The sequence below is a fragment of the Marinobacter sp. 1_MG-2023 genome (genome assembly GCF_030549045.1).
Lineage (GTDB): Bacteria > Pseudomonadota > Gammaproteobacteria > Pseudomonadales > Oleiphilaceae > Marinobacter.
In genome coordinates this window covers 62,089-84,897 of the sequence record NZ_JAUOST010000003.1, presented here as the reverse complement: position 1 = coordinate 84,897, position 22,809 = coordinate 62,089, and the positions used below count along the sequence as shown (strand labels likewise).

Sequence of the window (22,809 nt, the reverse complement as noted above, 5' to 3'; positions counted from 1 at the left end):
GGTAAAACCGTCTCAACGTGAGAGCCCCACGGCCGGTTGTTGAGTTCGGGGTGCTGTCGCTTCGCACGTCACTTGTGCGGAATGCGTACGAGAGCTATAGCACCGGGTATGCCAACGCAAAAAAATTATTTAAAATCAGTGTTCTATGGTGTTAATGCGGTGATCTTCTACCAGCTTGGGCACCAGCTGCTGCACCAATGTGGTGCGTAACGAGATCCCGTGACCCAGGTTGGAGCGGGCTAACGGCTGGCGTGACCAATAGAGTGCTCACCGCACACATTATGGCAGGGCTGGCGGTGTGATACACTCCTGCAAAACGGCTTTGGCGCTGCTCTTTTGGTCGAAACCGGACATTATTCAAATCAGTGAGGTGAAGCGTGAAAGGTCCCCAGGATATTTTCGCCCAATTACAGGGGCAGTTTGGTCAGTTTGTCCCGGATATGGCTCGTGCTGCCCGGGATGATTTTGAAACCCAGGCTCGTGCAACAGTCATGGCTGTTTTGTCTCGCCTGGAGCTGGTAACCCGGGAAGAGTTTGATGGCCAGCAAGCGGTCCTTATGAAAACCCGCGAAAAGGTCGAGGCTCTTGAGAAAAGGGTTGCTGAGCTGGAAAAGTCCCTGAGCGCAGAATAAACCCTGGTAGTTTCCGGCAGGAAGCCGGATAGGTCTGGTAACCAGGGCCCTATAAGATATTGGAAAACCATGGAAGGTTGTTATGCTTGCTGTCGTTCATTCCCGCGCATCCATTGGCGTTTCTGCACCGGAGGTGACCGTCGAGGTGCACCTTTCCGGTGGCTTACCGGCACTCTCTATTGTGGGCATGCCGGAAACCGGTGTACGCGAAAGCCGGGAGCGTGTAAGAAGTGCCCTGCTTAATGCAGGTTTTGAATTTCCCGCCCGCCGAATAACCATCAACCTTGCGCCTGCAGACCTGCCCAAAGAGGGTGGTGGTTTCGATTTGCCGATTGCACTGGGCATTCTTGCTGCCTCCGGACAGATTCCGACAGAAAGTTTATCTTCCTGTGAATTCCTAGGAGAGCTTTCGCTTGATGGTGCGCTCCGACCACTCAAGGGTGTGTTGCCTGCAGTGCTGGCCGCGCGCAAGGAGGGCCGGAGTTTACTTATACCGAATGCTAACGCCGAAGAAGCCGCTCTTGCGAGCCAGGATGATGTACTGGCGGCGGGCCATTTACTGGCAGTCTGTGAGCATCTGTGTGGTCGCGCCCGGCTGGTTCCGGTGCCCGGTACTATGCCTGAGTCGGAGGCTGTGCCAGGTACGCTGGATCTTGTGGATGTGCAGGGGCAACAAGTTCCTCGCAGGGCTCTTGAGGTGGCTGCGGCGGGCGGCCACAATTTGTTGTTTTTCGGCCCGCCAGGCACGGGCAAAAGTATGCTGGCGAGTCGTTTGCCTGGAATTCTTCCGGATCTGGAGAATGAACATGCCATGGAAGTTGCGAGTGTGCACTCAGTGGCCGGGCATCCGCTACGAACAGGAGGCTGGCGCCAGCCCCCGTTCAGGTCGCCCCATCACACCGCTTCAGCCGCGGCGTTGGTTGGTGGTGGAAGCAGCCCGAGGCCAGGAGAAATCTCCCTGGCACATCGCGGAGTCTTGTTTCTTGACGAGCTGCCAGAATTTGACCGCAGGGTTCTGGAAGTGCTGCGTGAGCCTATGGAAACCGGAGAAATATCCATTAGCCGCGCCGCGCGTCAGGTTACTTTCCCTGCGCGGTTTCAGGTCATTGGCGCGATGAACCCTTGCCCCTGCGGCTACAGCGGGCACCCGACCATTGAATGCCAGTGCACGCCACAGCAGGTGATGCGTTACCGGTCGAAAATTTCAGGCCCCCTGCTGGATAGATTTGACCTCCATGTAGAGGTGCCGGTGCAGGGGGGCGACATACTTATGCACACCGGTGGCGGCGGCGAAACCAGCTCTGTGGTGCGTGAGCGAGTTGTGCTTGCCAGAGAACGTCAGTCGCTGCGCGGATGTATTAATGCCACCTTATCGGGGCGTGACTTGCAACACGCCTGTAGCCTTGAGCGTTCCGGCGAAATGTTGCTTTCAGCTGCTATGGAAAAGCTTGGGTTGTCGGCCCGGGCGCTGCACAGAATACTTCGGGTGGCGCGCACATTGGCGGATCTCGAGGGGTGTGATGTCGTTTCGCAGTCGCACTTGGCGGAAGCCCTGGGTTACCGTCAGTTTGATCGCCAGGCCGGTCACGGCACTGTGGTATCCGCCTGACTGGTCCTACTCTGTTAAACTGTTTGCAAATACCGTTAAGCAGAACCGCAGCCAGCGGTTAAGGATTGCAGATGACTGATCAGAAAGAGCCGCAAGATGATAGTGCCCCGAAACAGGCAGCCGGTGATTCGCCAATAACGACGCGCCGGGGTGTCCGCAGTTTCGTGCTGCGTCAGGGGCGCATGACAGAAGGCCAAAAAAAGGCCTATGAGCGCAGTTGGCCAAAGTTTGGCCTGAGCCGTGAGGATGGCGTGATTGATCCGCGTCAGGTGTTTGGCCGGGATGCCATGCTCAATCTTGAAATCGGTTTCGGTATGGGGCGTTCTCTGGCAGAAATGGCTGAAGCCGCACCGGAGCAGGATTTCATCGGCGTGGAAGTTCACCTGCCGGGCGTAGGCGCACTGCTCAAGGAAATTGAGGATCGCGGGCTTGAGAACATCCGTATTTACAATATAGACGCCAACGATGTGATTGATTTGTGCCTGCCGGATGCCTGCCTGGATCAGGTAATGGTGTTTTTCCCGGATCCCTGGCACAAGAAGAAACATCACAAACGCCGGCTAGTGCAGCCTGAGTTTGTGCAGCGTATCCGTCACAAATTGAGAGTGGGCGGTATCCTGCATCTTGCAACAGATTGGGAGAACTACGCTGAGCACATGATGGAGGTTATGGGTGATTCTGAAGGGTTTGCCAATACTCAGGAGCAGGGCGGATTTTCTCCGCGCCCAGAGTATCGCCCGATTACCAAATTCGAGAAGCGCGGTGAAAATCTGGGCCATGGCGTGTGGGATCTATTGTTCCACCGCACCAATTGAGATTTTGGCTGAAGCCCCGTCAAGTCTTGGCTGACGCTCTTTGAGTGGCTGTTTTCTCCGCCTGACTCAGCCCGGCTCCAGTGGATGGCGCCGGGCTGCACGAATGATCACCAGCCCAGCGATGCCAAGCGTCAGAGCGGTAAACTTGGCTAATGCGCTGATGGCAGCGGCCACGCTGATGGCATCCGCGGGGGCCTCCAGATTATTCAGCAACAAAACGTTCTCCGTGGCATCGGCGAGGCCGGCGGCGATAAAGAGCGTTCGAATCCAGCGCGCAGCGTTGCGTTCGCGAACACCGGGCCTGTCCCGGGTGCAGTGCCGGGTCAGCAATATAAGCGTAAGGCAATAAACAGGGATAAACAGAAAATCCAGCCACAGAGAAAGTTTCGCCCATTGCAGGCCTTCGTCGCCCCAGCTTCGCACAATAGCCAGCGCCTGCTCGGCGCTCCCCGCTAACTGATAGCTGACAATGCCCTGATGTGCCGACCCTGTTTTCAGGGGCTGGTTGATCACCAGTAAAGCAACCAGAAGAAGCAAAGTCATAACCAGGCAGGCTTTCAGGCCTTTAGTTAAAGCAGGTAATTCCTTTTCTGTGTCCATTACAGAAAACGCTCCAAAAGACTGTTCAGATACCTTTGTCCCAGGGCTGTTGCCTGAAGTCGATCTGTGAACAGCAGTTTATCGTCACGCAGTTTCTGAAGTTGTACCCCAATGGATGTCAGGGGTAAACCCGTCCGTTCGAAAAATAGGCTTTCATCCACTCCTTTCCGAAGGCGCAGGGCGTTCATCAGAAACTCGAGAGGAAGTTCCTCTGCATCGATTTCTGCGCTTCCGGAGGTGCGGCTGCCGATCCGGTTCAGGTAGGCATCTGGTTGCCGTGTTTTCCAGTAACGCCTGATCGTGCGATCTGGCAGGCTGATTTTACCGTGGCCGCCCGCACCCAGTGCCATATAGTCACCGAACGACCAGTAGTTCAGGTTGTGCCGTGAGGCCTTGCCTGCCCGGCACCACGCGGATATTTCATAGTCGTTGAAGCCTTGCTGACGCAAATACTCCCCGCCCTGATCGGCGATCTCACAGAGCAGGTCGTCATCCGGCAGATGCGGTGGACGGCTATAAAACTCGGTGTTGGGCTCCAACGTCAGTTGGTACCAGGACAGGTGCGGTGGTTCATGGCTCATGGCAGATCTGAGATCTTCAAGAGCTTCATCAGGCGTCTGGTTGGGCAAGCCGTGCATCAGGTCCAGATTGAAATTATCAAAGCCCGCTTTTCTCGCCGTGTCGATCGCCCGGTGCGCCGCTGCGCTGTCATGGATGCGCCCCAGTGATTTCAAATGAGCCGGGTTGAAACTTTGCACGCCAATAGACAGACGGTTGATGCCGGCTTCCCGGAAGGCTTCGAAACGGCCCTCCTCCAGTGTGCCTGGGTTGGCCTCAAGCGTAATCTCTGCATCCTTTGCGAAAGTGAGGCGCTCGGAGAGGCCCTTGAACAGCTTGCTGTAGAAGCCGCCGCTCATCAGCGAAGGCGTTCCTCCGCCAATAAAAACGGTTTCAATAGGTCTGCCAGATGAAAATGCAAGATCCTGGTCCAGGTCTTCAAGCAGGGCAGTCAGATAGGCGGATTCGGGGAGATCGCTCTGGATGGCATGAGAATTAAAGTCACAGTACGGACATTTGCGCACGCACCAGGGCACATGAATGTACAGACTCAGAGGGGGAATGACCGATGCCGGGACGATTGAGGTCACCGGGTTCAGGACTCCGCCCCGAGTTGTTCCATGAGTAATGTCAGGGCGCGGCCCCGGTGGCTTATCCGGTTCTTTTCTTCCCGTGACAACTCTGATGCGCTGCAATTGTGTTCCGGGCAAAGGAAGACAGGGTCGTAGCCAAAGCCGCCATTGCCCGCCGGTTCCCTGAGAATTGAGCCTGGCCAGCGGCCGTGACAGACAATCGGCGTTGGGTCGTCGGCGTGTCGCAGGTACACCAGTACGCAGTGAAATTGAGCTCCGCGCTGGCCGTCGGGCACATCGGCCATGGCGTCCAGAAGTGCATTCAGGTTATCGAGATCGGAAGCGTCGGACCCGGCGTAACGTGCGGAGCGCACTCCGGGGGCTCCGTCCAGTGCATCAACGGCCAGACCACTGTCGTCAGCAAGCGCCGGTAAACCGGTTTCCCGGGCGGCGTGGCGGGCTTTGAGAATAGCGTTCTCGACAAAGGTGACCGCCGGCTCTTCGGCCTCGCCAACGCCCAACTCTCCTTGCGGTACGGGCACGAATCCCAGTGGCGCAAGGAGGTGAGTGAACTCGTTGATTTTGCCTTTGTTGTTGCTGGCGATAACAATTTGCTCAGACATAGTTCGCTCAGTCGTTGAAAAGGGTATGGGCGAACCGTACCTGCAGGTCCTGGTTATGACCGGTAGGGCGAGCGGTAATGTTGAACGTCAACAATTCGCCGGGTGAGTACTGGTATTGGGCAATAAAGTAGACCGAGTCGCCTTCCTGTATTCTGCGAAATGCCAGAAACTTCACTTGCTGGATGTCGTTTGAAACCTTGCCTTCTACTTGTCCAGCTACGGGCTTTAGAACACCATCTTCATTTTCCTGCATGATTGAAACATTGACCAGACCAATGCCTTTGCTGCGCTGGAGTTTGTTTTCCTTCGCTGTCTCAGGGGGCAGGAAAGTGCTGTTCAGCACGCTCCAGTTTACCTGGTAATCTCCAAAATCTTCGGAGCCGGCATGGGCAGGCAGGCTGGCAGCGGCAGTGAGAAAGGCAGCTGTCGCAATGGTGAAAATGCTGTGCAACATTCTATTCATCATTTTGTTTTCTCCCGGGTAATACGGTAAATGGCAACTTCCCCTAACAGGTTTGGCCAAAGGCGCGCTAGCCAGTTGTTCTGGTGCTGACCGTCCACTACACGCCTGCTTTTGATGCGGATGCCTTTTTGCCGACACAGCGCCTCAAAATCCTTGAAGGTACAAAGCCGGATGTTGGGGGTGTTATACCATTTATACGGAAGAGCATCGGATTCGGGCATACGGCCGCTGAGAGCCAACCCCCAGCGCAAGCGCCAGTGAGCAAAGTTAGGGAAAGTGACGATGCCTTCGTTGCCAAGGCGCAGCATTTCATCCAGTACCTTGTCTGGTCGGCGCACGGCCTGCAATGCCTGCGTCATCAGAACAATATCAAAGCTGTTATCTTCAAAGTTGTCCAGCCCCTGGGTGTCCAGGTTCTGTTCAATCACTGATACACCACGGTTCATACAGGTGGTGATATGGTCTGGATTAATTTCCAGGCCAAAGCCACTGGCATTGCGTTCCCGTTTGAGGAAGTCGAGCAGGGTGCCGTCGCCGCAGCCAAGATCCAGTACGTGGTGGCCTGGCTTAACCCACTGCTGAATGATTTCAAGGTCTGCCCTCATGCGCCCACCTCCCTGGCAACACGGTCCATATAGGCGGTGAAGATATCGGTGTAGCGCGGCGTGGGAATCAGGAATGCGTCGTGGCCCCATGGCGCATCGATTTCGGCATAGCTGACTTTACGGCGGGCTGAAATCATTGCGTTTACCATTTCTTCAGAACGGGCCGGTGTAAAGCGCCAGTCTGTGCTGAACGACAGCACAAGAAACTCACAACTGGCTTTGGCAAGCGCTTTGGATAGGTCTCCGCCGAACTCATAAGAGGGGTCAAAATAATCCAGCGCCCGGGTCATCAGCAGGTAGGTGTTGGCGTCAAAGATCTCCGAGAAGCGTTCGCCCTGATAGCGGAGATAACTTTCCACCTGAAACTCGGCATCGTAGCCAAACTTGTAGGCCTGGTCTCTCAGCTCGCGGCCAAATTTTTCACCCATTGAGGCGTCCGAGAGGTAGGTGATGTGGCCCACCATTCTCGCCAGCATCAAGCCGCGGCGGGGCAGGGTATCGAAATCGTAGTAGCGGCCGTCATGGAATTCCTGGTCTGAAGTAATGGCTTGCCGCGCGACCTCGTTGAATGCAATGTTTTGTGCTGTCAGGCGCGGGCTGGAGGCTATAGCCACAGAATGCTTCAGCCGATTCGGGTAATCCAGGCTCCATTGCAGGGCTTGCATGCCCCCGAGAGAACCGCCTACGACCGCTGCCCAGCATTCAATGCCCAGGCGGTCTGCGAGCAGGGCCTGGCTTTTTACCCAGTCGCCAACGGTGACGACTGGAAAGTCCGGGCCGAAGGGCTTGCCCGTAGACGGATTGGTTGAGTTGGGGCCCGTACTGCCGTGACAGCCACCCAGGTTGTTGAGGCTGACTACAAAAAAACGATTGGTATCCACGGGCTTGCCCGGTCCAATACAGGTGTCCCACCAGCCTGGTTTGCGGTCGTCAACGGAGTGGTAGCCAGCAGCATGATGGTTCCCGCTCAGTGCATGGCATATGAGCACGGCGTTGGTGCGATCAGCGTTGAGCTCGCCATAGGTCTCAACCACCAGGTCATAATGTTCCAGTGCTTGTCCGCACGCCAGTTCTATGGGTGTTTCAAAATGATACGTCTGTGGGGTGACTACCCCGACAGAATCCACGGGCATGGGATCGGGCATCGGTGCGAAAGGTTCCTGGTTCGGTCCGTTAGTGACTGCTTTGCTGGTTGGGGCAAAAACCCCTACCAGCAAAGCAGTTTAAAGGCGGGCCGTCATGGCTGCAACCGACAGGCTATATGGGGCTAGATAGCACCAGAGATATTAACGACCTTTTGCTGGATCATCGTGGGGGCCGGTTTGCGGATTTGTCGCTGCATCGCATCAGCCAGTTCCAGTTGCCGACGCAAGTCACTGATGGTATTGCCTAGCCGCTCACGCTCGAAACGGCCATCTCGATCGCTTCGTACCATGTCCCGAAGGCGCCGGATCTGATGCTCCAGCAATTGTTTCTGTTCCATGGAGTACTGCATGATCGGTAGCAGTGCCTCTGATGGCCAGCGCTCTACATCCTGGCGAACACGTGCATGCAGGGTTCTGGCTTCGCTTACCATCACATTAAAAAACCGCTGGACCAGAACTGACTGCTCAGTAAGCAGGTTTTTCGGGCTGACCCGGAAGCGTCGGGCTTTTTTGCGCAGCTCCCTGATAGCAATTACATGGCGGCCGGCACGCAATGGAATGGGCTCCAGATGTCGGGCACGGGTATCCTCGTTATACCGGCGATAGATGGCACCGACCATTTTCTCCGCAAGGCGGCCCTCGCTGAGCAAGTTGGTGAAATCGCTTTCAAGGAGTTCAAAAAACTGGTCCATGGCATTGTTCATGCCTGCCGTGGTCCAGCTTTTCGACATACTTTTCCGCACGCGTTCGGCATGAGCTTCAAAGCGACCTTCTGCTACCAGGCTTTTTAGCATGTCCCCCTGGGACCCCATCAACCGACGGCTGGAGCGCAGAGTGATGAGCTTCTTGTAGTAAAATTCGTAATCTTTCTGGGCGCGGTCGGCCAGTCTGGCGAGGGCCGCCTTGTCCATGGTTGTGCCGGAAAAGGCTTGAGACTCTTCTTCGAGAGCGTCGAGGCGAGTTTGCATCGCAGCCTGGCTGTTTTGCAGCATACCCAGCAGATCATTGATCAGGCTTTGCGTGATCAATTGTTCCTTGTGCATCAGGATGCGCTGGATGATCAATTGTTCCAGATTGCTGATGTTGGAGCGGGCAAACAGGTTGGTGTCTTTCTTGACTCTGGCCACCAGGCCCTGCTTGGCGGAAAGGGGGATTACATCCTGCTGCCGGATGCCCAAGTGATCCGCGGTATATCCACGCACGCGATCAATGGCTTCGTTAGTGTGCTTCTCGCCCTGCAGGTCGTCCCACAAAACATCGATCTTGTTCAATACCGCAAAACGGCCGGCACGGTGATCGGCGTGTTCGGTATCTATGAACTCTTTCCAGATGGTCATATCACTGGCAGTAACGCCAGTATCTGCGCTCAGCACAAAGATGACGGCATGAGCTTTTGGCAGCATGCTGATGGTGAGTTCTGGCTCGGAGCCCAGCGCGTTGAGACCTGGAGTGTCAAGAATGCGCAGGCCGCGCTCGAATAGCGGGTGACGAATACTGATCTGCGCATTACGCCAGGCAGGTACCAGAACGTTGCCGGGGTTGTTGCGGTCATGCTCAAGCATGCCTTCGTCAAACCCGAGTGCTCGCGCCTGAGCGGGCTCAACACTTTTAACCCGGGCAACTTCCCCCAGGATCTCACGCATGATTTCAGGGTCACGCTCATTCAGGTTGTGCTTTACCCAGCGTTCAGGTTGTTTGCGCAGTTGCTGTAACGACAGGCTGCCGGTGCGAGTCTCTATGGGGAGCAGCATCAGGTAGTTTTCGTTGGCACTGCGGTCAAAGAACAGCTCTGTCGGGCACATGGTAGTGCGGCCGGCCTGAGAGGGCAGCATGCGTTGACCAAACTCCGAGAAAAACAGCGCATTTATAAGCTCTGTTTTGCCGCGGGAGTATTCACCAACAAATGCAATGGTGAGCTCATCCTCAATCAACAGCTCAAGGCCATTGCGGATCCGCGTGCTGATGTCTTCAGAGAACAGGTTGTTATCCTGGAGCCACAACCGGTAGCGGCCGATCTGGCGGATCAGCTCCTTTTTCCAGTTGTGGTACGCCTCTACCTGTTGAGTCAGGTGTCCCTGATGCTTCATCGGATTTTCCTTCTACACGACTGCTGGCGTTCCCCGGACAGATTCACAGGGATCCACGTGGCGACGAATGGTGACGCATGAATTAATTACGGTTAATACTAGCTTGTTCCGTGGGTTTTTGCGGCCGGGTGTTTGCAGATGTGTGGCTGTTGTCGACATGATTTTCATAAAAAAAGCCGCAAAATCAACAAAGTGAAGGTGCGGCTTTCAGCTGAGGCTTTTTGTGGAGAACTGTTACAAATTGTTTGTTTGTGACGGAGTTTACAGTCCCAGGCCAATGGCTCCGAGGCCGACCGCGACTTTCATATGATCAATAACAACAGACAACACGTTCAGGATCAGGAAAACAATAATGGGTGACAGATCCAGGCCGCCCATGGATGGCATCAGTTTCCTCACCGGGCGCATGACAGGTTCTGTAATCTGGGCGACCAGTTGTATTGCCGGGTGACTGCTGCCAGGGGCAATCCAGCTGACGACAACAACAGCAATAACCGACCAGAAATATATCTTGACGATCAGATCCAGAACCGCCACCGCGCCCCAAACCAGAAGGATGAGAGGGTTAAACGATGGAATGCCGCCGCTCAGGGCAATGAGAATAAGGAAGAAGGTGGCCGCCTGAATAAGAACGGCAAGAACCAGAGCTGCGCCGTCAATTCCGCCCCAGCCAGGTATGAATCGACGGAGGGGTCTGAGTAAAGGGTTGGTGGCCTTCACCGCAAATTGGGAAATCGGGTTATAGAAGTCAGCTCGGGCCAGTTGCAGCAAAAAGCGCAGCAGTATGACTGTCATGTAAAAGGTGGACGCGATCAGCAGGATCGTAATCAGGATGTCTGCCAGCATGTAGCCGTTTCTCCGTTGTCAGTGACTGGTTTACTCTTTACCTGCCAATTCTTTGGCCATTTCTTCCGAGCGCTTGTACGCAGCGCCATATGCCTTGTTTACAAGGTCGCGCATCCCGCCTTCTTCAAATGTATTGACGGCTTGCTCGGTTGTGCCTCCCGGCGACATGACGTTTTTCTTCAGTTGAGCTGGGTCGTGTTCACTCCTGGCAGCCATCTCGGCGGCACCTGCCATGGTTTGAATGGCCAGCTGTCGAGCGGTTTCGGGATTTACGCCGGCGCTGGTTGCCGCTGCCTCAAGGGCTTCCAGCATCAGGAAAAAGTAGGCAGGGCCACTGCCTGAGAGTGCGGTTACTCCGTGCAGCAGGGCTTCATCCTCAACCCAAACGGCAATGCCTATGCCTTCAAAAACTGATTGAACCATTGTTTTCTGGGCGTCGCTCACACTGGAGTTAGCAAACAAACCAGCCGCTCCCTTGCCAACCAGCGATGGGGTGTTTGGCATGACTCTTACTATAGGCAGGCCGCCACCAAGCCACTCGTCAAGTGTATCCGCACCCAGGCCTGCTGCAATCGATACCATTAATGGACGAGTATTCTGGGCAATGGGGGCTATGTCGCGGCAAACGTCCGCCATTGCCTGAGGCTTCACCGCCAGCACAACCATGTCTGCCTGCTGAGCGCAGTAGCGGTTGTCTGTTGTTACGCTTATCCCAAAACGTTTGCGAATGGATTGCAGGTGGCCATCATCTGGCGCGCTTGCCCATATATTGCTGGCTTTGAATCCGCTATCCAGCATGCCGCCAATAATAGCGCTGGCCATATTACCGGCACCGATAAACGAAATGGTTGGTGATTTGCTCAAGGTCTGCTCCAACGGTTATTCGGTTAGACATTCGGATCCGATAATAGCAGGAACCGGTCGATTCAGCTCTTGTATGCACGTGCGCCGAAAACGGCCGTGCCAATACGAACCCAGGTGGCACCTTCTGCAACCGCCATTTCGAGATCACCAGACATGCCCATGGATAAGGTGTCCAGTGGCCCGGCTTCCGGGTATTCCTGGCGCAGCTTTTTCAGCGTATTGGCAAGCGAGCGAAAACTTGCCCGCAGGTCAGATTCGCCCTGCTCCGGATCGGGGATCGCCATAAGCCCGCGCAAGTTCAGGCCCGGCAGCTGACCGATTTCTGATACGAGTTCAGGTAATTCGTCCGGCTGGCACCCTGATTTGCTTTCTTCATTATTGATGTTGACCTGAAGGCAAATATTCAAGGGTGGCAAACCTGTTTCTCGTTGCTCGCTGAGGCGGCGGGCAACCTTAAGGCGGTCCACGCTGTGCACCCACGAAAAGGCCGACGCTATCTGCCGGGTTTTATTGGACTGTATCGGGCCGATAAAGTGCCATTCTATATCCGCCAGATCGGCGAGTGCAGCAATTTTATCCAGGGCTTCCTGAAGGTAGTTTTCCCCGAATGCCAGTTGGCCGGCAGCCACGGCTTCTCGTAGTTCGTCTGCCGAGCGCGTCTTGCTGACCGCTAACAAGCTCACAGAATTTGGCTCCCGGCCCGCCTGCAATGTTGCTTTTTGTATGCGTCGGGTTACGCTCCCGATGTTGTCTGCTATGCTGCTCATATTATCAAATAGTCGCGTTTGGTCTGCCGGTTCGATGGCGATACGTTACTCGCAGGTCACTGAAATGCCAAGTGATCACGGGCGGGTTGTGCCAGACAGACGCTACCTGTGTGAAAGAAAAGCCTTCCGAGGACTTCTATGGACATTACTGAACTGCTTGCCTTCTCGGCGAAACAGGGTGCGTCTGACTTGCACCTTTCTGCCGGCCTGCCCCCGATGATCCGTGTTGACGGTGATGTTCGCCGTATCAACCTCCCGCCCCTGGAGCACAAAGAAGTTCATGGGCTGATATACGACATCATGAACGACAAGCAGCGTAAGGACTACGAGGAATTTCTGGAAACAGACTTTTCCTTCGAAGTGCCGGGCGTCGCCCGCTTCCGTGTTAACGCTTTCAACCAGAATCGCGGGGCGGGTGCCGTATTCCGTACCATTCCTTCGAAAGTTCTGACTATGGAAGACCTCGGCATGGGCCAGGTTTTCAAGGATATTTCCTCGGTGCCTCGTGGGCTCGTGTTGGTCACCGGGCCGACCGGTTCCGGTAAGTCCACCACCCTGGCGGCTATGATGGATTACATCAACGACACCCGCTACGAGCATGTTCTTACTATAGAAGACCCGATCGAATTCGTGCATGACTCCAAAAAGTGCCTGGTGAACCAACGGGAAGTGCACCGGGATACTCTGGGTTTTAACGAAGCTCTGCGCTCTGCGCTGCGGGAAGATCCCGATATCATTCTGGTAGGTGAGCTGCGGGACCTTGAAACCATACGCCTGGCACTGACCGCTGCGGAAACGGGTCACCTTGTATTTGGTACCCTGCATACAACCTCAGCGGCAAAGACCATTGACCGCGTGGTAGACGTGTTCCCGGCGGAAGAAAAGTCCATGGTGCGCTCCATGCTTTCGGAGTCACTGCAGGCAGTTATTTCCCAAACTCTGATGAAGAAAATGGGCGGTGGTCGTATAGCGGCCCATGAAATCATGATTGGCACCGCTGCGATTCGTAACCTGATTCGCGAAGATAAAATCGCCCAGATGTATTCGTCAATCCAGACAGGCGGCTCTCTGGGTATGCAGACGCTGGACCAGTGTCTGGAACGCTTGCTGCAGAAAGGCCTGATCTCAAGAGATGCTGCCCGGGCCAAGGCGAAAATGCCTGATAATTTCTGATCCTCTGCTTGTAGCGAGTCGGTGTATAAAAAGAAAATAGGTAATTAAAAATGGAATTCGAAAAGCTTCTTCGACTGATGGTAGAAAAAGGAGGCTCAGACCTCTTTGTTACGGCCGGTGTACCGCCCAGTATGAAGGTGAACGGCAAGGTGTTGCCTGTTACCAAAAATGCGTTAACGCCGGAGCAGACGAGGGAGTTTGTTTACGGCGCCATGAATGAAAAGCAGAGGATCGAGTTTGAGGAGACTCACGAGTGTAACTTTGCTATCAGTGCCCGGGGGATCGGCCGTTTCAGGGTGAGTGCGTTCTTCCAGCGCAACCTGTGTGGCATGGTACTGCGGCGAATAGAAGTAAAAATTCCTCAGATCGACGAGCTGTCGCTGCCAGAAATAATCAAAGAGCTGGCTATGACCAAGCGCGGCCTGATCATGTTTGTGGGGGCGACGGGTACCGGCAAGTCGACGTCGCTGGCGGCGATGCTGGGGCACCGTAACCGGAACAGTCGTGGGCACATTATTTCCATAGAAGACCCTATCGAATTCGTGCATCAGCATCAGGGCTGCATCGTGACGCAGCGGGAAGTCGGAATTGATACCGAGAGTTTCGAAGTGGCACTGAAAAACACGCTTCGACAAGCGCCCGACGTTATCCTCATCGGTGAGGTGCGTACCCGTCAGACCATGGAGTACTCAGTCCAGTTTGCCGAGACGGGTCATCTTTGCCTTGCCACGCTGCACGCAAACAATGCTAACCAGGCGCTTGACCGTATCATCCAGTTTTTCCCGGCGGAGCAGCACAACCAGATCTGGATGGATCTTTCTCTTAACCTCAAAGCGATCGTGGCTCAGCAACTGATTCCGACACCGGACGGCAAAGGCCGTAAGGCCGTTATTGAAGTGCTGATCAACACGCCGCTGGTAGCGGATCTGATTCGTAAAGGTGAAGTGCATAAACTCAAGGGGTTGATGTCCAAGTCAAATGAATCTGGCATGCGGACGTTCGACCAGGCCCTGTATGAGCTCTATGCCGAAGGCTCTATTACTTATGAAGATGCGCTGGCTCACGCCGACTCGGCTAATGACCTGCGGCTGATGATAAAACTGGGTACGGATGCCCAGGGTGCAGACAAGTTGTCATCCTCTGTTGATAAGTTGACCATTCAGGATACCTGACCCCAACATGCCGGTAATGGCCGAAAATGGTTAATTTATCAAATCAGTAGCTTTAGCATTTGAGGCCACCGGTAACAGCTGCGTATACTCCGCCCTACAATACAAAGGAGATGCCGCTGTTATGAAATCCAAACTTCTTACCCGTGCTGTTCGGCTGGCAACGCTGGCCGCAGTAGCCGCCCCTGCCAGCGTCTTTGCGGGTGGTTTTTCCCTAAACGAGCAAAGTGCCAGCGCCATGGGTACGGCTAATGCCGGTGCTGCTGCGAACCCGGAAAACGCGACCACTGTTTATTTCAACCCGGCGGGCATGAGCCAACTCAAAGGCACCAATATTTCTTTTGGTGCTGCGATTCTGGATATTGATGCTGAGGCAAAAGACGGAGCAAGGGCAAACAGTCAGCTCCCTTCCGCTTACCCCCAAAGCGAAGTTCAGGGTACGACTGGCGGTGATATCGCAGACCCGGCGCTTTTGCCAAACCTTTATCTGACTCATGAAGTCAACGATTCGATTGATGTGGGCTTCGGCATCCACGCGCCATACGGTTTGGCTGCAGATTATGACGACGATTTCGTTGGCCGCTACTTTGCGGACAAAACCGAGCTGACAGCGCTTTCATTTACGCCGGCCATTTCGGTAAATAACGGTCAGGGTTTGTCGATGGGTATTGGCCTTAACGTGCTTTACGTTGAAGGCAAACTCACGAAGTTTGTAGATAACTCGGGCACGATTGCCGGGGCTGGAGGCAATGTTGTTCCTGGAACGCCAGAGCAAGGATACGCGGACATTGAGGGTGACGATGTTGCCGTGACCTTCCAGGTTGGTTTCCTTTACGAGCTGAATAGCCAGACCCAGATTGGCCTCAAGGCACAAACCGGTACTGAACTCGAGCTGGAAGGCGATGCCAAGTTTACAGACTTCGCGGCAGTGGATCCGGCCTCGGGCTTTGTTGGAGCGATTGATTCTACAGAGCCTGCAAGCGTGCCGTTGGCTATTCCAGAAAGCATCACCGCCAGCATCCGGCACAGGTTGAACGGTGAGTTTACGGTTCTGGCAGGTGCAACTTATGCACGGTGGAGCCGGTTCGAATCTCTCGATATATACGGGCGTGATTCCAGCAAGCCGCTGACATCCAATAGCCCGGGTGGCATGCCCGACCAGCTGACACACATCCCTGAAGAATGGAAGAATACCTGGCAGCTCAACGTAGGTGGTATTTACCAGGCAACGCCTGAGTGGGCATTCAAGGCAGGTTATGCCTGGGACGAGTCGCCGGTAGACCAATACGTTACGGCGCGTATTCCTTCCAGTGATCGTCACTGGCTGACACTCGGTGCACAATGGAAGCCGGCGCAGAGCGGCTGGACAATAGATGCTGCGGTAGGCACCTTGTTGTTTACGGACGATCCGAAAGTTTCGGATCAATCCTACGTATTAACGCCTGCAGGCACTGTCCCGAACCCGAGGGACCCGAACTCAGTATACGAGGGCGAATACGAGCTTGAAGCCTGGAGCGCTGCTATCCAGATCAGTAAAGCTTTCTGATCCATTTGTAGTGCTGGGAGGCTGGTTCCGTTTCCGGAGTCAGCCTACCACTTGCCCCCGGTATATTCTCTTCTTGTGCTGGGGCTCCTCCCCGAAGCTTTCCTCTTTTCGTTCACGTTGATCTTCCATGATCGCTTGCCCCCTGTACGTTTTTGGCGTCGGGTTCTGTTCTTCGTCCTGTGTCTGCAACTCTGGCACTCTCCGTTTTAGTGTTTCCCAGGTATGAATCAGATGACGGGAGCGTGTTTTGCTCGCATAGTCGGCCAGGTGTTGCTCGAGATCTGCTTCATCGAAATGAAGTTTTACTCCAAATTCCGATTGAATCAGACGCCGGCACTGGTGTACCAGTTTTAGCAGAGAAGGGTCGAACAACCAGCTGCGTTCGGTGGCTATAGGGTTCATGGAAGGGCCTCACATCGGTGTCACTACATCGGGGTTTATCCCGGACCTGCGGATTAAAGCAGGTTTCGTGCCGATCAAGCGGTGTAGCAGAATCACCGGTTTGTGGGAGGCTGCAGGGGAAAGTGTGCCCCATTTCCGTGCACTTCATGCTAAATGCGAACAGAAACAGGGCGTTACATTCCAGCTATTGAGGTTAGTGAGCCTCATCCCAGTTGTCACCTGTGCCGGCTTCAACCAGGAGTGGAACCTTCAGGCTGGCGGCAGCAGACATGCGTTGAACCAGGCCTTTCTTGACCTCCTCCAGAGATTCTTCCCGCACTTCGATGATTAGTTCATCGTGGACCTGCATGGTCATGCTGGCATTGTTTGCGTGCTCTTTGCGCAGCCAGCTGTCTACCTCAATCATCGCCCGCTTGATGATATCTGCGGCAGTCCCCTGCATAGGTGCATTAATGGCGGTGCGTTCGGCTGCCTGTTGAAGCTGCTTGTTGCGCGCATTGATTTCAGGCAGGTACAGACGTCGGCCAAACAGGGTTTCGACATAACCGTCGTCGTGAGCCTGTTTGCGAATGTTATCCATGTATTGCAAAACCCCCGGGTAGCGTTCGAAATACCGGTCGATATATTGCTGGGCCACCTTGCGCTCCACATCCAGCTGGCGGGCCAACCCGAACGCGGACATGCCGTAAATCAGGCCGAAGTTAATGGCTTTGGCGCTGCGCCTTTGATCACCGTTTACGTCTTCCAGGGCCACACCGAAGACTTCTGCGGCGGTTGCTTTGTGAATGTCCTCTCCATGTTCAAAAGCTGTCAGCAGACCTTTGTCCCCGGACAAGTGGGCCATGATCCGCAGCTCTATTTGTGAGTAGTCAGCCGCGATAAGTTTGCAGCCTTCCTCAGCAATAAATGCCTGACGAATGCGCCGGCCCTGTTCCGTGCGGACAGGAATGTTCTGCAGGTTGGGCTCTGAGGATGAGAGCCGCCCGGTAGCCGTAACCGCCTGATGGTAGGAGGTGTGTACACGTCCAGTGCGGTGGTGGATCAGCTCTGGCAAGGTGTCTGTGTAAGTTGATTTGAGTTTGCTCAGACTGCGATGTTCGAGAATCAGTCTCGGAAGCTCGTGTTCGTGGGCCAGCTCCTGCAAGACAGGTTCCGCTGTCGAGGGTGCCCCTTTGGGGGTTTTTTTGATCACAGGCAGCCCCATCTTCTCGTAGAAAATGGCCTGTAACTGCTTGGGCGAGCCCAGGTTAAATTTCTCGCCGGCAACGTCATGGGCCTCTTTTTCCAGCTCGGCCATTCGCTCTGCCAGTTCCTGGCTGTGCTGGCGCAGAGTGTTGGCTTTTATCAGAATGCCGCGCTGTTCCATGCGGGATAAAACTGGCACCAGGGGGAGGTCGATATCCTCGTAAACTGACTGCAGCTTCCCAGTCGCGGCCAACTGTGGGCGTAGAACCTGATGCAGGCGCAGGGTTATGTCGGCGTCTTCAGCGGCATAGGGGCCCGCCTTTTCCAGCTCCAGCTGGTTAAAGGTAAGTTGTTTGGCGCCTTTGCCGGCAATGGATTCGAAGGTGATGGTTTCTTCGTCCAGGTAGTTCCTGGCCAGAGTGTCCATGTCGTGGCGGGAGGACACGGAGTTGAGCACGTAGGACTCCACCATGGTGTCTTCAGCGATACCTTCCAGGCAGATATCGTGGTTGGCCAGTACATTCTTATCGTACTTCAGATTCTGGCCAACTTTCTTCTGCTTCGGGTCTTCCAGCAGAGGTTTGAGCTGAGCCAGCACCTTGTCGCGATCAAGCTGCTCTGGCGCTCCCATGTAATCGTGGCCGAAGGGTACATAAGCTGCTTCGCCCGCTTCTACCGCGAAGGACACACCCACCACTTCGGCGCTCATATAGCGCAGGCTGGTGGTCTCTGTGTCAAACGCGAAGAGCTCGGATTTCCTTAGCCGTTCTACCCACTCATCGAGCTCTTCCTGACTAACGATTACGCTGTAGCGTTTTTCCAGGGGTGTTGCCGTGCTGCTATCAATGGATTCTGCTGTTTTGCTGTTGCCGGCTTCGACGGTTTCCGGTGCCTTGGCCTCCAGCTCGGCAATCCAGCTGCGCAGCTCGTACTCGCGGAACAGGGCCAGCAACTCCTCATCATTTTGTTGCCGCTCTTTCAGGTCTTCCAGGCCAAAGTCCAGGGCAACGTCCATCTTGATTGTGGCAAGCTCGCGGCTCAGAGGCAGGGTATCTATGGCTTCTCGTAAGTACTCACCAATCTTGCCTTTGATTTCGCCTGCATGCTCTATCACGCTGTCGAGATTGTCGTAGGCCTCGAGCCACTTGACCGCTGTTTTCGGGCCACACTTATTGACGCCGGGTATGTTATCGACCTTGTCTCCAACCAGAGCCAGATAATCGATAATCTGGTCGGGGCGAACGCCAAACTTTTCTAGCACACCGTTTCGGTCCATCCGGGTTTCAGTCATGGTATTGATCAGTGTTACGTGGTCGCTGACCAACTGAGCCATATCCTTGTCACCGGTTGATACCACGACATCAATGCCTTTACTGGTGGCTTCCTCGGCCAAAGTTCCGATCACGTCATCGGCTTCCACGCCCTCTACAATCAGCAGTGGCAGCCCCATGGCCTTAACCATCTGATGAATAGGTGCAATCTGCATGGCCAGATCGTCCGGCATGGGCGGGCGGTTGGCTTTATACTCGTCGTACAGGTCGTGGCGGAAGGTTTTGCCCTTGGCGTCGAAGACTACAACCAGCTTCGAGCCGGGGAAGTCTTGCTCCAGGCGCCGGATCATCGCGATAACGCCTTTAATGGCGCCAGTAGGATGATTCTTGCTGGTTGTCAGTGGTGGAAGTGCATGATAAGCACGGAATAAATAGGACGAACCGTCCACAAGCACCACAGGTGGGGTCTTTTGTTCAGTCATGTCAAAACGGATCCGGATTCTGATTGAAGCGTGGGTTGGCTTGTGCAACTCTGTACTCAATTCGATGGATAAAAGGGTATCACGAAAATGAAAAGAATCGTCTGTTCTGCATTCCTGCTTGTCTGCGGCCTTGGGTCTGCTCTGGCGCAGGAAAGTGGTGCTTTGGATGAGGCTGTCGTTGAAACGCCCAAAGAGCCGGTCGTGATTTCCGACTATCAATCCTCCAGCGAGGGGCCACAGATTGTTATCCGGCCTGGCGATGAGGAGATTTTCTATGAGTACCGTGTGAACGGTCAGCTCATGGAGATAAAGGTGGTACCGGAAGTTGGCGTTGAGTATTACCTGGTGCCCGTTGAGGGTGGTGGTTGGATCCGCGAAACAGACTCTGACATGTTGGTGCCGAGCTGGATTTTGTTTCGCTGGTGATTTTCTACTCAGACCAGTCCAGTCAGTAGAGTAGGGCAGTGTCTGCTTTTAGTATGAACATTCTAATTTTACCCCGTAACCTTGGTTACAAGATCAGAGAAGGGCTTTCATCTTGGGTCCCAGCAAGCAGTTATTTCTTGATGGGAAAGGATAGGAGGAAAGTTCAAGAGAACTTCAGTAAACCAAGGAGAAGTGACATGGGTAAACTTAAAACATATCAGGAACAGCTTCAGGAAATCGTAGACAAAGGCATCAACGCTGCAGAAGAGCAGCAGAAGAAGCTGGCGGCCAAGCCGTTTGACTACGCAGAGAAGCTGGAATCAGGCGCGCGTGAGTACAGTGTTAAGACTCTGCGCACCCGCTACAACGGCTACAGTGACAGCCTTTTTGGCCAACTACGCAGCTTGAACAGCCGTTTCGGCAGTTTCGCGGCCGATCTGGTGGCAAAGCTTGAGAAAGAAGCCGTTGAAGGCGCAGACGCAGTATCTGGCGCAGCTGACGATGTTTCCAAAGCAGCTCAGGATGCCAAGAAGTCCGTACAGGCGAAAAAGCCAGCAGCCAGAAAGCCGGCTGCCAAAAAGACTACAGAGAAAAAAGAATCTGCTTCAGCCTGATTTAAGGTGAGGTAGTAATGTCAGTGCGGAGTGTGTGCTGGCTTAAAAAAAGGGCGCCAAGCTGAGTCTTGGCGCCCTTTTTTGTTGTCTGAGTAATCGTGTGCAGTTTTTTGTGCCTTGAAGGCGGGTTAATCCGCAGTACTGTCTGGGTCCAATGGCAGTGTGCGGGTTTCGCCGGTGATTTTTTCAAGCCTTTTGACATCTTCTTCATACGACTGCATCAGGGCATCTGTTTCCTGATTTTGCCAGGAGATTTCTCTCTCGATATCGCGAATCTGCGATTCCAGTCGGCGGATCTTGTCGAGAGTTGCATCCGGAATTTTTTGTCCGCTGCGCTCCATATTGGCTGCCCGACTTTGCTCGCTGTCGAGTTGGCTTGAGATAACGGAGATATTGCCTCGTTTGAGCTGAACCAGGCCCCGAAGTTCATCCAGTTTACGGTGCATGGCCCTGATTGCCTGGTCCGGGTGACTGAAGCGCTTTAGTAGCTTGGCGTCTTGCTCGCGCTGAATGGCTAGCTCTTCCTGGCGCTGCTTTTCTGCTTCGCGGGCGGCGATTTCATCTTCGGTTGGCGCAGGCGGTATGACTTCCACCACGCGGCCGTTTGAGTTGAGAATGTCGTAGCCGCGCTTTGTGGCTTGCTGGGGGATGGTGTTGCTGATCACGACCTGCCCGGTTTCGTCCGTGTACCGGTACATGCCAGCTTTCGTGTGGGCTACTACACCCAGTGTCAGCAAGAGTGCAGAGGCCGTGGCTGAAAATGCGGTCAGGCGTTTGTGCATCAGTCAGACTCCGTAAAGTTCCCGGTAGCTGGCAACCTTTGCGGCGTGGCCAGAAAACTCCGGGTTGTTCTCAAGATAGTCCAGAACCTGTTCCAGACGTATGATGCTTACGACCGGAATGCCAAATTCGCTCTCCACTTCCTGTATGGCGGAGAGCTCGCTGTTCCCTCGCTCCTGTCGATCCAGGGCGATCAATACACCCGCGGGCTCTGCGCCTGAGGCATGAATAAGGTCGATGGACTCGCGTATGGCTGTGCCGGCAGTAATCACATCATCGACGATTAATACTTTACCCTGCAACGGGGCTCCAACGATATTACCGCCTTCTCCGTGATCTTTTTTTTCTTTCCGGTTGAAGGCAAAGGGTTTGCTGTCACCCTCGCGGGCCAATGCCATGGCAGTCACGGTTGCCAGCGGGATGCCCTTATAGGCAGGCCCGAAAATGATGTCATAATCCAGGCCGCTTCGGGCGATGGCTGAGGCATAGGCCATGCTGAGCTGCAGCAGGTCATCCCCGGTGTTAAAAAGCCCTGCGTTAAAGAAATATGGGCTGGTGCGACCGGACTTGAGTGTAAAGTCACCAAAACGAAGTACGTTGCGGCGAATGGCGAATTCAATAAATTTTTGTTGATAGTCGTACATGGCAAGGCTTCTGGCGGGTGTGGATCTTTTAATAACGCGTAAAAACGGTATCATACACACAAACCGAATCAGGGAATACGTATGCGGGTAGTATCAATCAGCGTCAATGGTCTTGCCCGGGCCGTTGAAAAGGGTTTTTTTGACTGGCTGGCCGAGCAGGATGCAGATGTTGTCTGCGTTCAGGATCACCGTATGCGCGCCTATGAGATTGAGGATCAGAATCTCATTCCTGAAGGGTACGAGGCTTACTTCATAGATGGCGAAAAGAATGAGGATGGTGGCGTGGGAATTTACACGCGACATTTTCCTAAGGCCATCATGTACGGTTTCGCCAATGAGCAGGCGGATCGGGAAGGGCGCTTTATTCAGGCTGATTTTGACAAGGTTTCGGTCGCCTGCGTTTTGGCGCCTTGTGCCCTTGGCCGTGAAGAAGAACTGATCAGTGAGGACGACCTGACGGTTCTCGACCATAAAGATGACTTTATGGACGCTTTTGGTCTGCATATGCAGAAAACCCTGCGCAAGCGTCGGCAATTTATTTTTGGTGCAAACCTGCAAACGGCACATCATGTGACGGATGCCAGTCCTCTTTACCACAGATTGGACTTCTCCGGCTTTCTGCCCCACGAGCGGGCCTGGCTGGATCGCTTGTTTGATGAGATGGGTTGCGTGGATGCGTTCCGCGATATCAACAAGCAGAGCAATCAGTTCACCTGGTGGCCGGAGCAGGCTGAGGGTTCGCGAAAGAATGCGGGCATTCGGGTGGATTACCAGCTGATGACGCCAGGTATTCGCAAGACCATTCAGGATGGCTGGATTGACAACACGACCCGTTTCTCGGATCACGCGCCGGTTATTATGGATTACGATATAGAGATTGGCTTGTAAATCGGCATGAGTTTCGGGGACTTGTCAGCGCTGATGCCTTGTC

General features: G+C 54.3%; 23 protein-coding genes. 9 read left to right on the top strand and 14 right to left on the bottom strand.

Annotation, left to right across the window (positions count from 1 at the left end; all coding sequences use genetic code 11):
* Positions 1-377 precede the first annotated feature (377 nt).
* The 3 genes from Q4606_RS09830 (at position 378) to trmB (ending at position 3,056) form a co-directional block, all read left to right on the top strand.
* Positions 378-632 (top strand): accessory factor UbiK family protein, encoded by a 255-nt coding sequence (locus Q4606_RS09830; RefSeq protein WP_303597155.1) that lies wholly within the window; start codon positions 378-380, stop codon positions 630-632.
* An 82-nt stretch (positions 633-714) separates the two neighbouring features.
* On the top strand, positions 715-2,241 hold the full coding sequence (locus tag Q4606_RS09825) for a YifB family Mg chelatase-like AAA ATPase (protein ID WP_303607407.1): 1,527 nt from the start codon (positions 715-717) through the stop codon (positions 2,239-2,241).
* A 182-nt stretch (positions 2,242-2,423) separates the two neighbouring features.
* Positions 2,424-3,056, top strand: a complete 633-nt coding sequence (gene trmB, locus Q4606_RS09820; RefSeq protein ID WP_303597176.1) for a tRNA (guanosine(46)-N7)-methyltransferase TrmB — start codon at positions 2,424-2,426, stop codon at positions 3,054-3,056.
* Positions 3,057-3,122: 66 nt separating this feature from the next.
* Here the strand turns inward: trmB and Q4606_RS09815 are convergent, their stop codons facing one another.
* The 10 genes from Q4606_RS09815 to Q4606_RS09770 all read right to left on the bottom strand — a co-directional run bounded on the left by Q4606_RS09815 (position 3,123) and on the right by Q4606_RS09770 (position 12,186).
* The gene (locus tag Q4606_RS09815; RefSeq protein WP_303607406.1) at positions 3,123-3,656 is read right to left on the bottom strand and encodes a hypothetical protein; all 534 of its coding nucleotides are present in this window, start codon (positions 3,654-3,656) and stop codon (positions 3,123-3,125) included.
* Positions 3,656-4,804, bottom strand: a complete 1,149-nt coding sequence (gene hemW, locus Q4606_RS09810; RefSeq protein ID WP_303607405.1) for a radical SAM family heme chaperone HemW — start codon at positions 4,802-4,804, stop codon at positions 3,656-3,658. Before hemW ends, Q4606_RS09815 begins: the two co-directional genes overlap by 1 nt.
* A gap of 5 nt (positions 4,805-4,809) precedes the next feature.
* Positions 4,810-5,409, bottom strand: coding sequence for an RdgB/HAM1 family non-canonical purine NTP pyrophosphatase (gene rdgB / locus Q4606_RS09805; RefSeq protein ID WP_303597159.1), 600 nt, complete (start codon positions 5,407-5,409; stop codon positions 4,810-4,812).
* 7 nt (positions 5,410-5,416) lie between these two features.
* Entirely contained in the window at positions 5,417-5,863 is a 447-nt protein-coding gene (locus Q4606_RS09800; RefSeq protein WP_303607587.1) for a DUF4426 domain-containing protein, read from the bottom strand.
* Positions 5,864-5,871: 8 nt separating this feature from the next.
* Positions 5,872-6,477 carry a methionine biosynthesis protein MetW gene (gene metW, locus Q4606_RS09795; protein WP_303597160.1) on the bottom strand — a complete coding sequence of 202 codons (606 nt, stop codon included), beginning with the start codon at positions 6,475-6,477 and terminating at the stop codon, positions 5,872-5,874.
* Positions 6,474-7,622 (bottom strand): homoserine O-acetyltransferase, encoded by a 1,149-nt coding sequence (locus Q4606_RS09790; RefSeq protein ID WP_303597161.1) that lies wholly within the window; start codon positions 7,620-7,622, stop codon positions 6,474-6,476. The genes metW and Q4606_RS09790 overlap by 4 nt, the downstream gene beginning before the upstream one ends.
* Positions 7,623-7,744: 122 nt before the next feature.
* Positions 7,745-9,709 carry a dynamin family protein gene (locus tag Q4606_RS09785; protein WP_303607404.1) on the bottom strand — a complete coding sequence of 655 codons (1,965 nt, stop codon included), beginning with the start codon at positions 9,707-9,709 and terminating at the stop codon, positions 7,745-7,747.
* Positions 9,710-9,970: 261 nt separating this feature from the next.
* Positions 9,971-10,555, bottom strand: a complete 585-nt coding sequence (locus tag Q4606_RS09780) for a YggT family protein (protein WP_303597163.1) — start codon at positions 10,553-10,555, stop codon at positions 9,971-9,973.
* Positions 10,556-10,585: 30 nt separating this feature from the next.
* The gene (proC, locus tag Q4606_RS09775) at positions 10,586-11,419 is read right to left on the bottom strand and encodes a pyrroline-5-carboxylate reductase (protein ID WP_303607403.1); all 834 of its coding nucleotides are present in this window, start codon (positions 11,417-11,419) and stop codon (positions 10,586-10,588) included.
* A 62-nt stretch (positions 11,420-11,481) separates the two neighbouring features.
* A complete protein-coding gene (locus Q4606_RS09770; protein ID WP_303607402.1) occupies positions 11,482-12,186 on the bottom strand; it encodes a YggS family pyridoxal phosphate-dependent enzyme in 705 nt (234 codons plus the stop codon).
* Positions 12,187-12,324: 138 nt separating this feature from the next.
* Here Q4606_RS09770 and Q4606_RS09765 point away from each other — a divergent pair, with 138 nt between their 5' ends.
* The 3 genes from Q4606_RS09765 (at position 12,325) to Q4606_RS09755 (ending at position 16,074) form a co-directional block, all read left to right on the top strand.
* A complete protein-coding gene (locus Q4606_RS09765; protein ID WP_303607401.1) occupies positions 12,325-13,359 on the top strand; it encodes a type IV pilus twitching motility protein PilT in 1,035 nt (344 codons plus the stop codon).
* 50 nt (positions 13,360-13,409) lie between these two features.
* On the top strand, positions 13,410-14,531 hold the full coding sequence (locus Q4606_RS09760; RefSeq protein ID WP_303597632.1) for a PilT/PilU family type 4a pilus ATPase: 1,122 nt from the start codon (positions 13,410-13,412) through the stop codon (positions 14,529-14,531).
* A 121-nt stretch (positions 14,532-14,652) separates the two neighbouring features.
* Positions 14,653-16,074, top strand: coding sequence for an OmpP1/FadL family transporter (locus Q4606_RS09755; protein ID WP_303607400.1), 1,422 nt, complete (start codon positions 14,653-14,655; stop codon positions 16,072-16,074).
* Positions 16,075-16,113: 39 nt separating this feature from the next.
* On the opposite strand, the gene Q4606_RS09750 is transcribed toward Q4606_RS09755, so the two are convergent.
* The gene (locus Q4606_RS09750; protein WP_303597634.1) at positions 16,114-16,476 is read right to left on the bottom strand and encodes a hypothetical protein; all 363 of its coding nucleotides are present in this window, start codon (positions 16,474-16,476) and stop codon (positions 16,114-16,116) included.
* Positions 16,477-16,669: 193 nt separating this feature from the next.
* Positions 16,670-19,414: a DNA polymerase I gene (gene polA, locus Q4606_RS09745; RefSeq protein WP_303607399.1), complete on the bottom strand. Its 2,745-nt coding sequence runs from the start codon at positions 19,412-19,414 to the stop codon at positions 16,670-16,672.
* An 87-nt stretch (positions 19,415-19,501) separates the two neighbouring features.
* On the opposite strand from polA, the gene Q4606_RS09740 reads away from it, so the two are divergent.
* Both Q4606_RS09740 and Q4606_RS09735 read left to right on the top strand, forming a co-directional pair.
* Positions 19,502-19,840 carry a DUF2782 domain-containing protein gene (locus tag Q4606_RS09740; protein WP_303597636.1) on the top strand — a complete coding sequence of 113 codons (339 nt, stop codon included), beginning with the start codon at positions 19,502-19,504 and terminating at the stop codon, positions 19,838-19,840.
* Between the two features lie 197 nt (positions 19,841-20,037).
* Positions 20,038-20,454, top strand: a complete 417-nt coding sequence (locus Q4606_RS09735; protein WP_303607398.1) for a hypothetical protein — start codon at positions 20,038-20,040, stop codon at positions 20,452-20,454.
* Positions 20,455-20,582: 128 nt separating this feature from the next.
* On the opposite strand, the gene Q4606_RS09730 is transcribed toward Q4606_RS09735, so the two are convergent.
* Both Q4606_RS09730 and pyrE read right to left on the bottom strand, forming a co-directional pair.
* Positions 20,583-21,236 (bottom strand): DUF4124 domain-containing protein, encoded by a 654-nt coding sequence (locus Q4606_RS09730; RefSeq protein WP_303597638.1) that lies wholly within the window; start codon positions 21,234-21,236, stop codon positions 20,583-20,585.
* A gap of 3 nt (positions 21,237-21,239) precedes the next feature.
* On the bottom strand, positions 21,240-21,878 hold the full coding sequence (gene pyrE, locus Q4606_RS09725) for an orotate phosphoribosyltransferase (RefSeq protein WP_303597639.1): 639 nt from the start codon (positions 21,876-21,878) through the stop codon (positions 21,240-21,242).
* 81 nt (positions 21,879-21,959) lie between these two features.
* Here pyrE and Q4606_RS09720 point away from each other — a divergent pair, with 81 nt between their 5' ends.
* Entirely contained in the window at positions 21,960-22,766 is an 807-nt protein-coding gene (locus Q4606_RS09720; RefSeq protein WP_303597640.1) for an exodeoxyribonuclease III, read from the top strand.
* Positions 22,767-22,809 lie beyond the last annotated feature (43 nt).

What these genes read in the sequence shown, in the direction of transcription:
- Q4606_RS09825 (WP_303607407.1), top strand. Translation starts at nt 715, where the DNA reads ATGCTTGCTGTCGTTCATTCCCGCGCATCCATTGGCGTTTCTGCACCG.
- trmB (WP_303597176.1), top strand. Translation starts at nt 2,424, where the DNA reads ATGACAGAAGGCCAAAAAAAGGCCTATGAGCGCAGTTGGCCAAAGTTT.
- Q4606_RS09815 (WP_303607406.1), bottom strand. Translation starts at nt 3,656, where the DNA reads ATGGACACAGAAAAGGAATTACCTGCTTTAACTAAAGGCCTGAAAGCC.
- rdgB (WP_303597159.1), bottom strand. Translation starts at nt 5,409, where the DNA reads ATGTCTGAGCAAATTGTTATCGCCAGCAACAACAAAGGCAAAATCAAC.
- Q4606_RS09800 (WP_303607587.1), bottom strand. Translation starts at nt 5,863, where the DNA reads ATGTTGCACAGCATTTTCACCATTGCGACAGCTGCCTTTCTCACTGCC.
- metW (WP_303597160.1), bottom strand. Translation starts at nt 6,477, where the DNA reads ATGAGGGCAGACCTTGAAATCATTCAGCAGTGGGTTAAGCCAGGCCAC.
- Q4606_RS09790 (WP_303597161.1), bottom strand. Translation starts at nt 7,622, where the DNA reads ATGCCCGATCCCATGCCCGTGGATTCTGTCGGGGTAGTCACCCCACAG.
- Q4606_RS09785 (WP_303607404.1), bottom strand. Translation starts at nt 9,709, where the DNA reads ATGAAGCATCAGGGACACCTGACTCAACAGGTAGAGGCGTACCACAAC.
- Q4606_RS09780 (WP_303597163.1), bottom strand. Translation starts at nt 10,555, where the DNA reads ATGCTGGCAGACATCCTGATTACGATCCTGCTGATCGCGTCCACCTTT.
- Q4606_RS09770 (WP_303607402.1), bottom strand. Translation starts at nt 12,186, where the DNA reads ATGAGCAGCATAGCAGACAACATCGGGAGCGTAACCCGACGCATACAA.
- Q4606_RS09765 (WP_303607401.1), top strand. Translation starts at nt 12,325, where the DNA reads ATGGACATTACTGAACTGCTTGCCTTCTCGGCGAAACAGGGTGCGTCT.
- Q4606_RS09760 (WP_303597632.1), top strand. Translation starts at nt 13,410, where the DNA reads ATGGAATTCGAAAAGCTTCTTCGACTGATGGTAGAAAAAGGAGGCTCA.
- Q4606_RS09755 (WP_303607400.1), top strand. Translation starts at nt 14,653, where the DNA reads ATGAAATCCAAACTTCTTACCCGTGCTGTTCGGCTGGCAACGCTGGCC.
- Q4606_RS09750 (WP_303597634.1), bottom strand. Translation starts at nt 16,476, where the DNA reads ATGAACCCTATAGCCACCGAACGCAGCTGGTTGTTCGACCCTTCTCTG.
- polA (WP_303607399.1), bottom strand. Translation starts at nt 19,414, where the DNA reads ATGACTGAACAAAAGACCCCACCTGTGGTGCTTGTGGACGGTTCGTCC.
- Q4606_RS09740 (WP_303597636.1), top strand. Translation starts at nt 19,502, where the DNA reads ATGAAAAGAATCGTCTGTTCTGCATTCCTGCTTGTCTGCGGCCTTGGG.
- Q4606_RS09735 (WP_303607398.1), top strand. Translation starts at nt 20,038, where the DNA reads ATGGGTAAACTTAAAACATATCAGGAACAGCTTCAGGAAATCGTAGAC.
- Q4606_RS09730 (WP_303597638.1), bottom strand. Translation starts at nt 21,236, where the DNA reads ATGCACAAACGCCTGACCGCATTTTCAGCCACGGCCTCTGCACTCTTG.
- pyrE (WP_303597639.1), bottom strand. Translation starts at nt 21,878, where the DNA reads ATGTACGACTATCAACAAAAATTTATTGAATTCGCCATTCGCCGCAAC.
- Q4606_RS09720 (WP_303597640.1), top strand. Translation starts at nt 21,960, where the DNA reads ATGCGGGTAGTATCAATCAGCGTCAATGGTCTTGCCCGGGCCGTTGAA.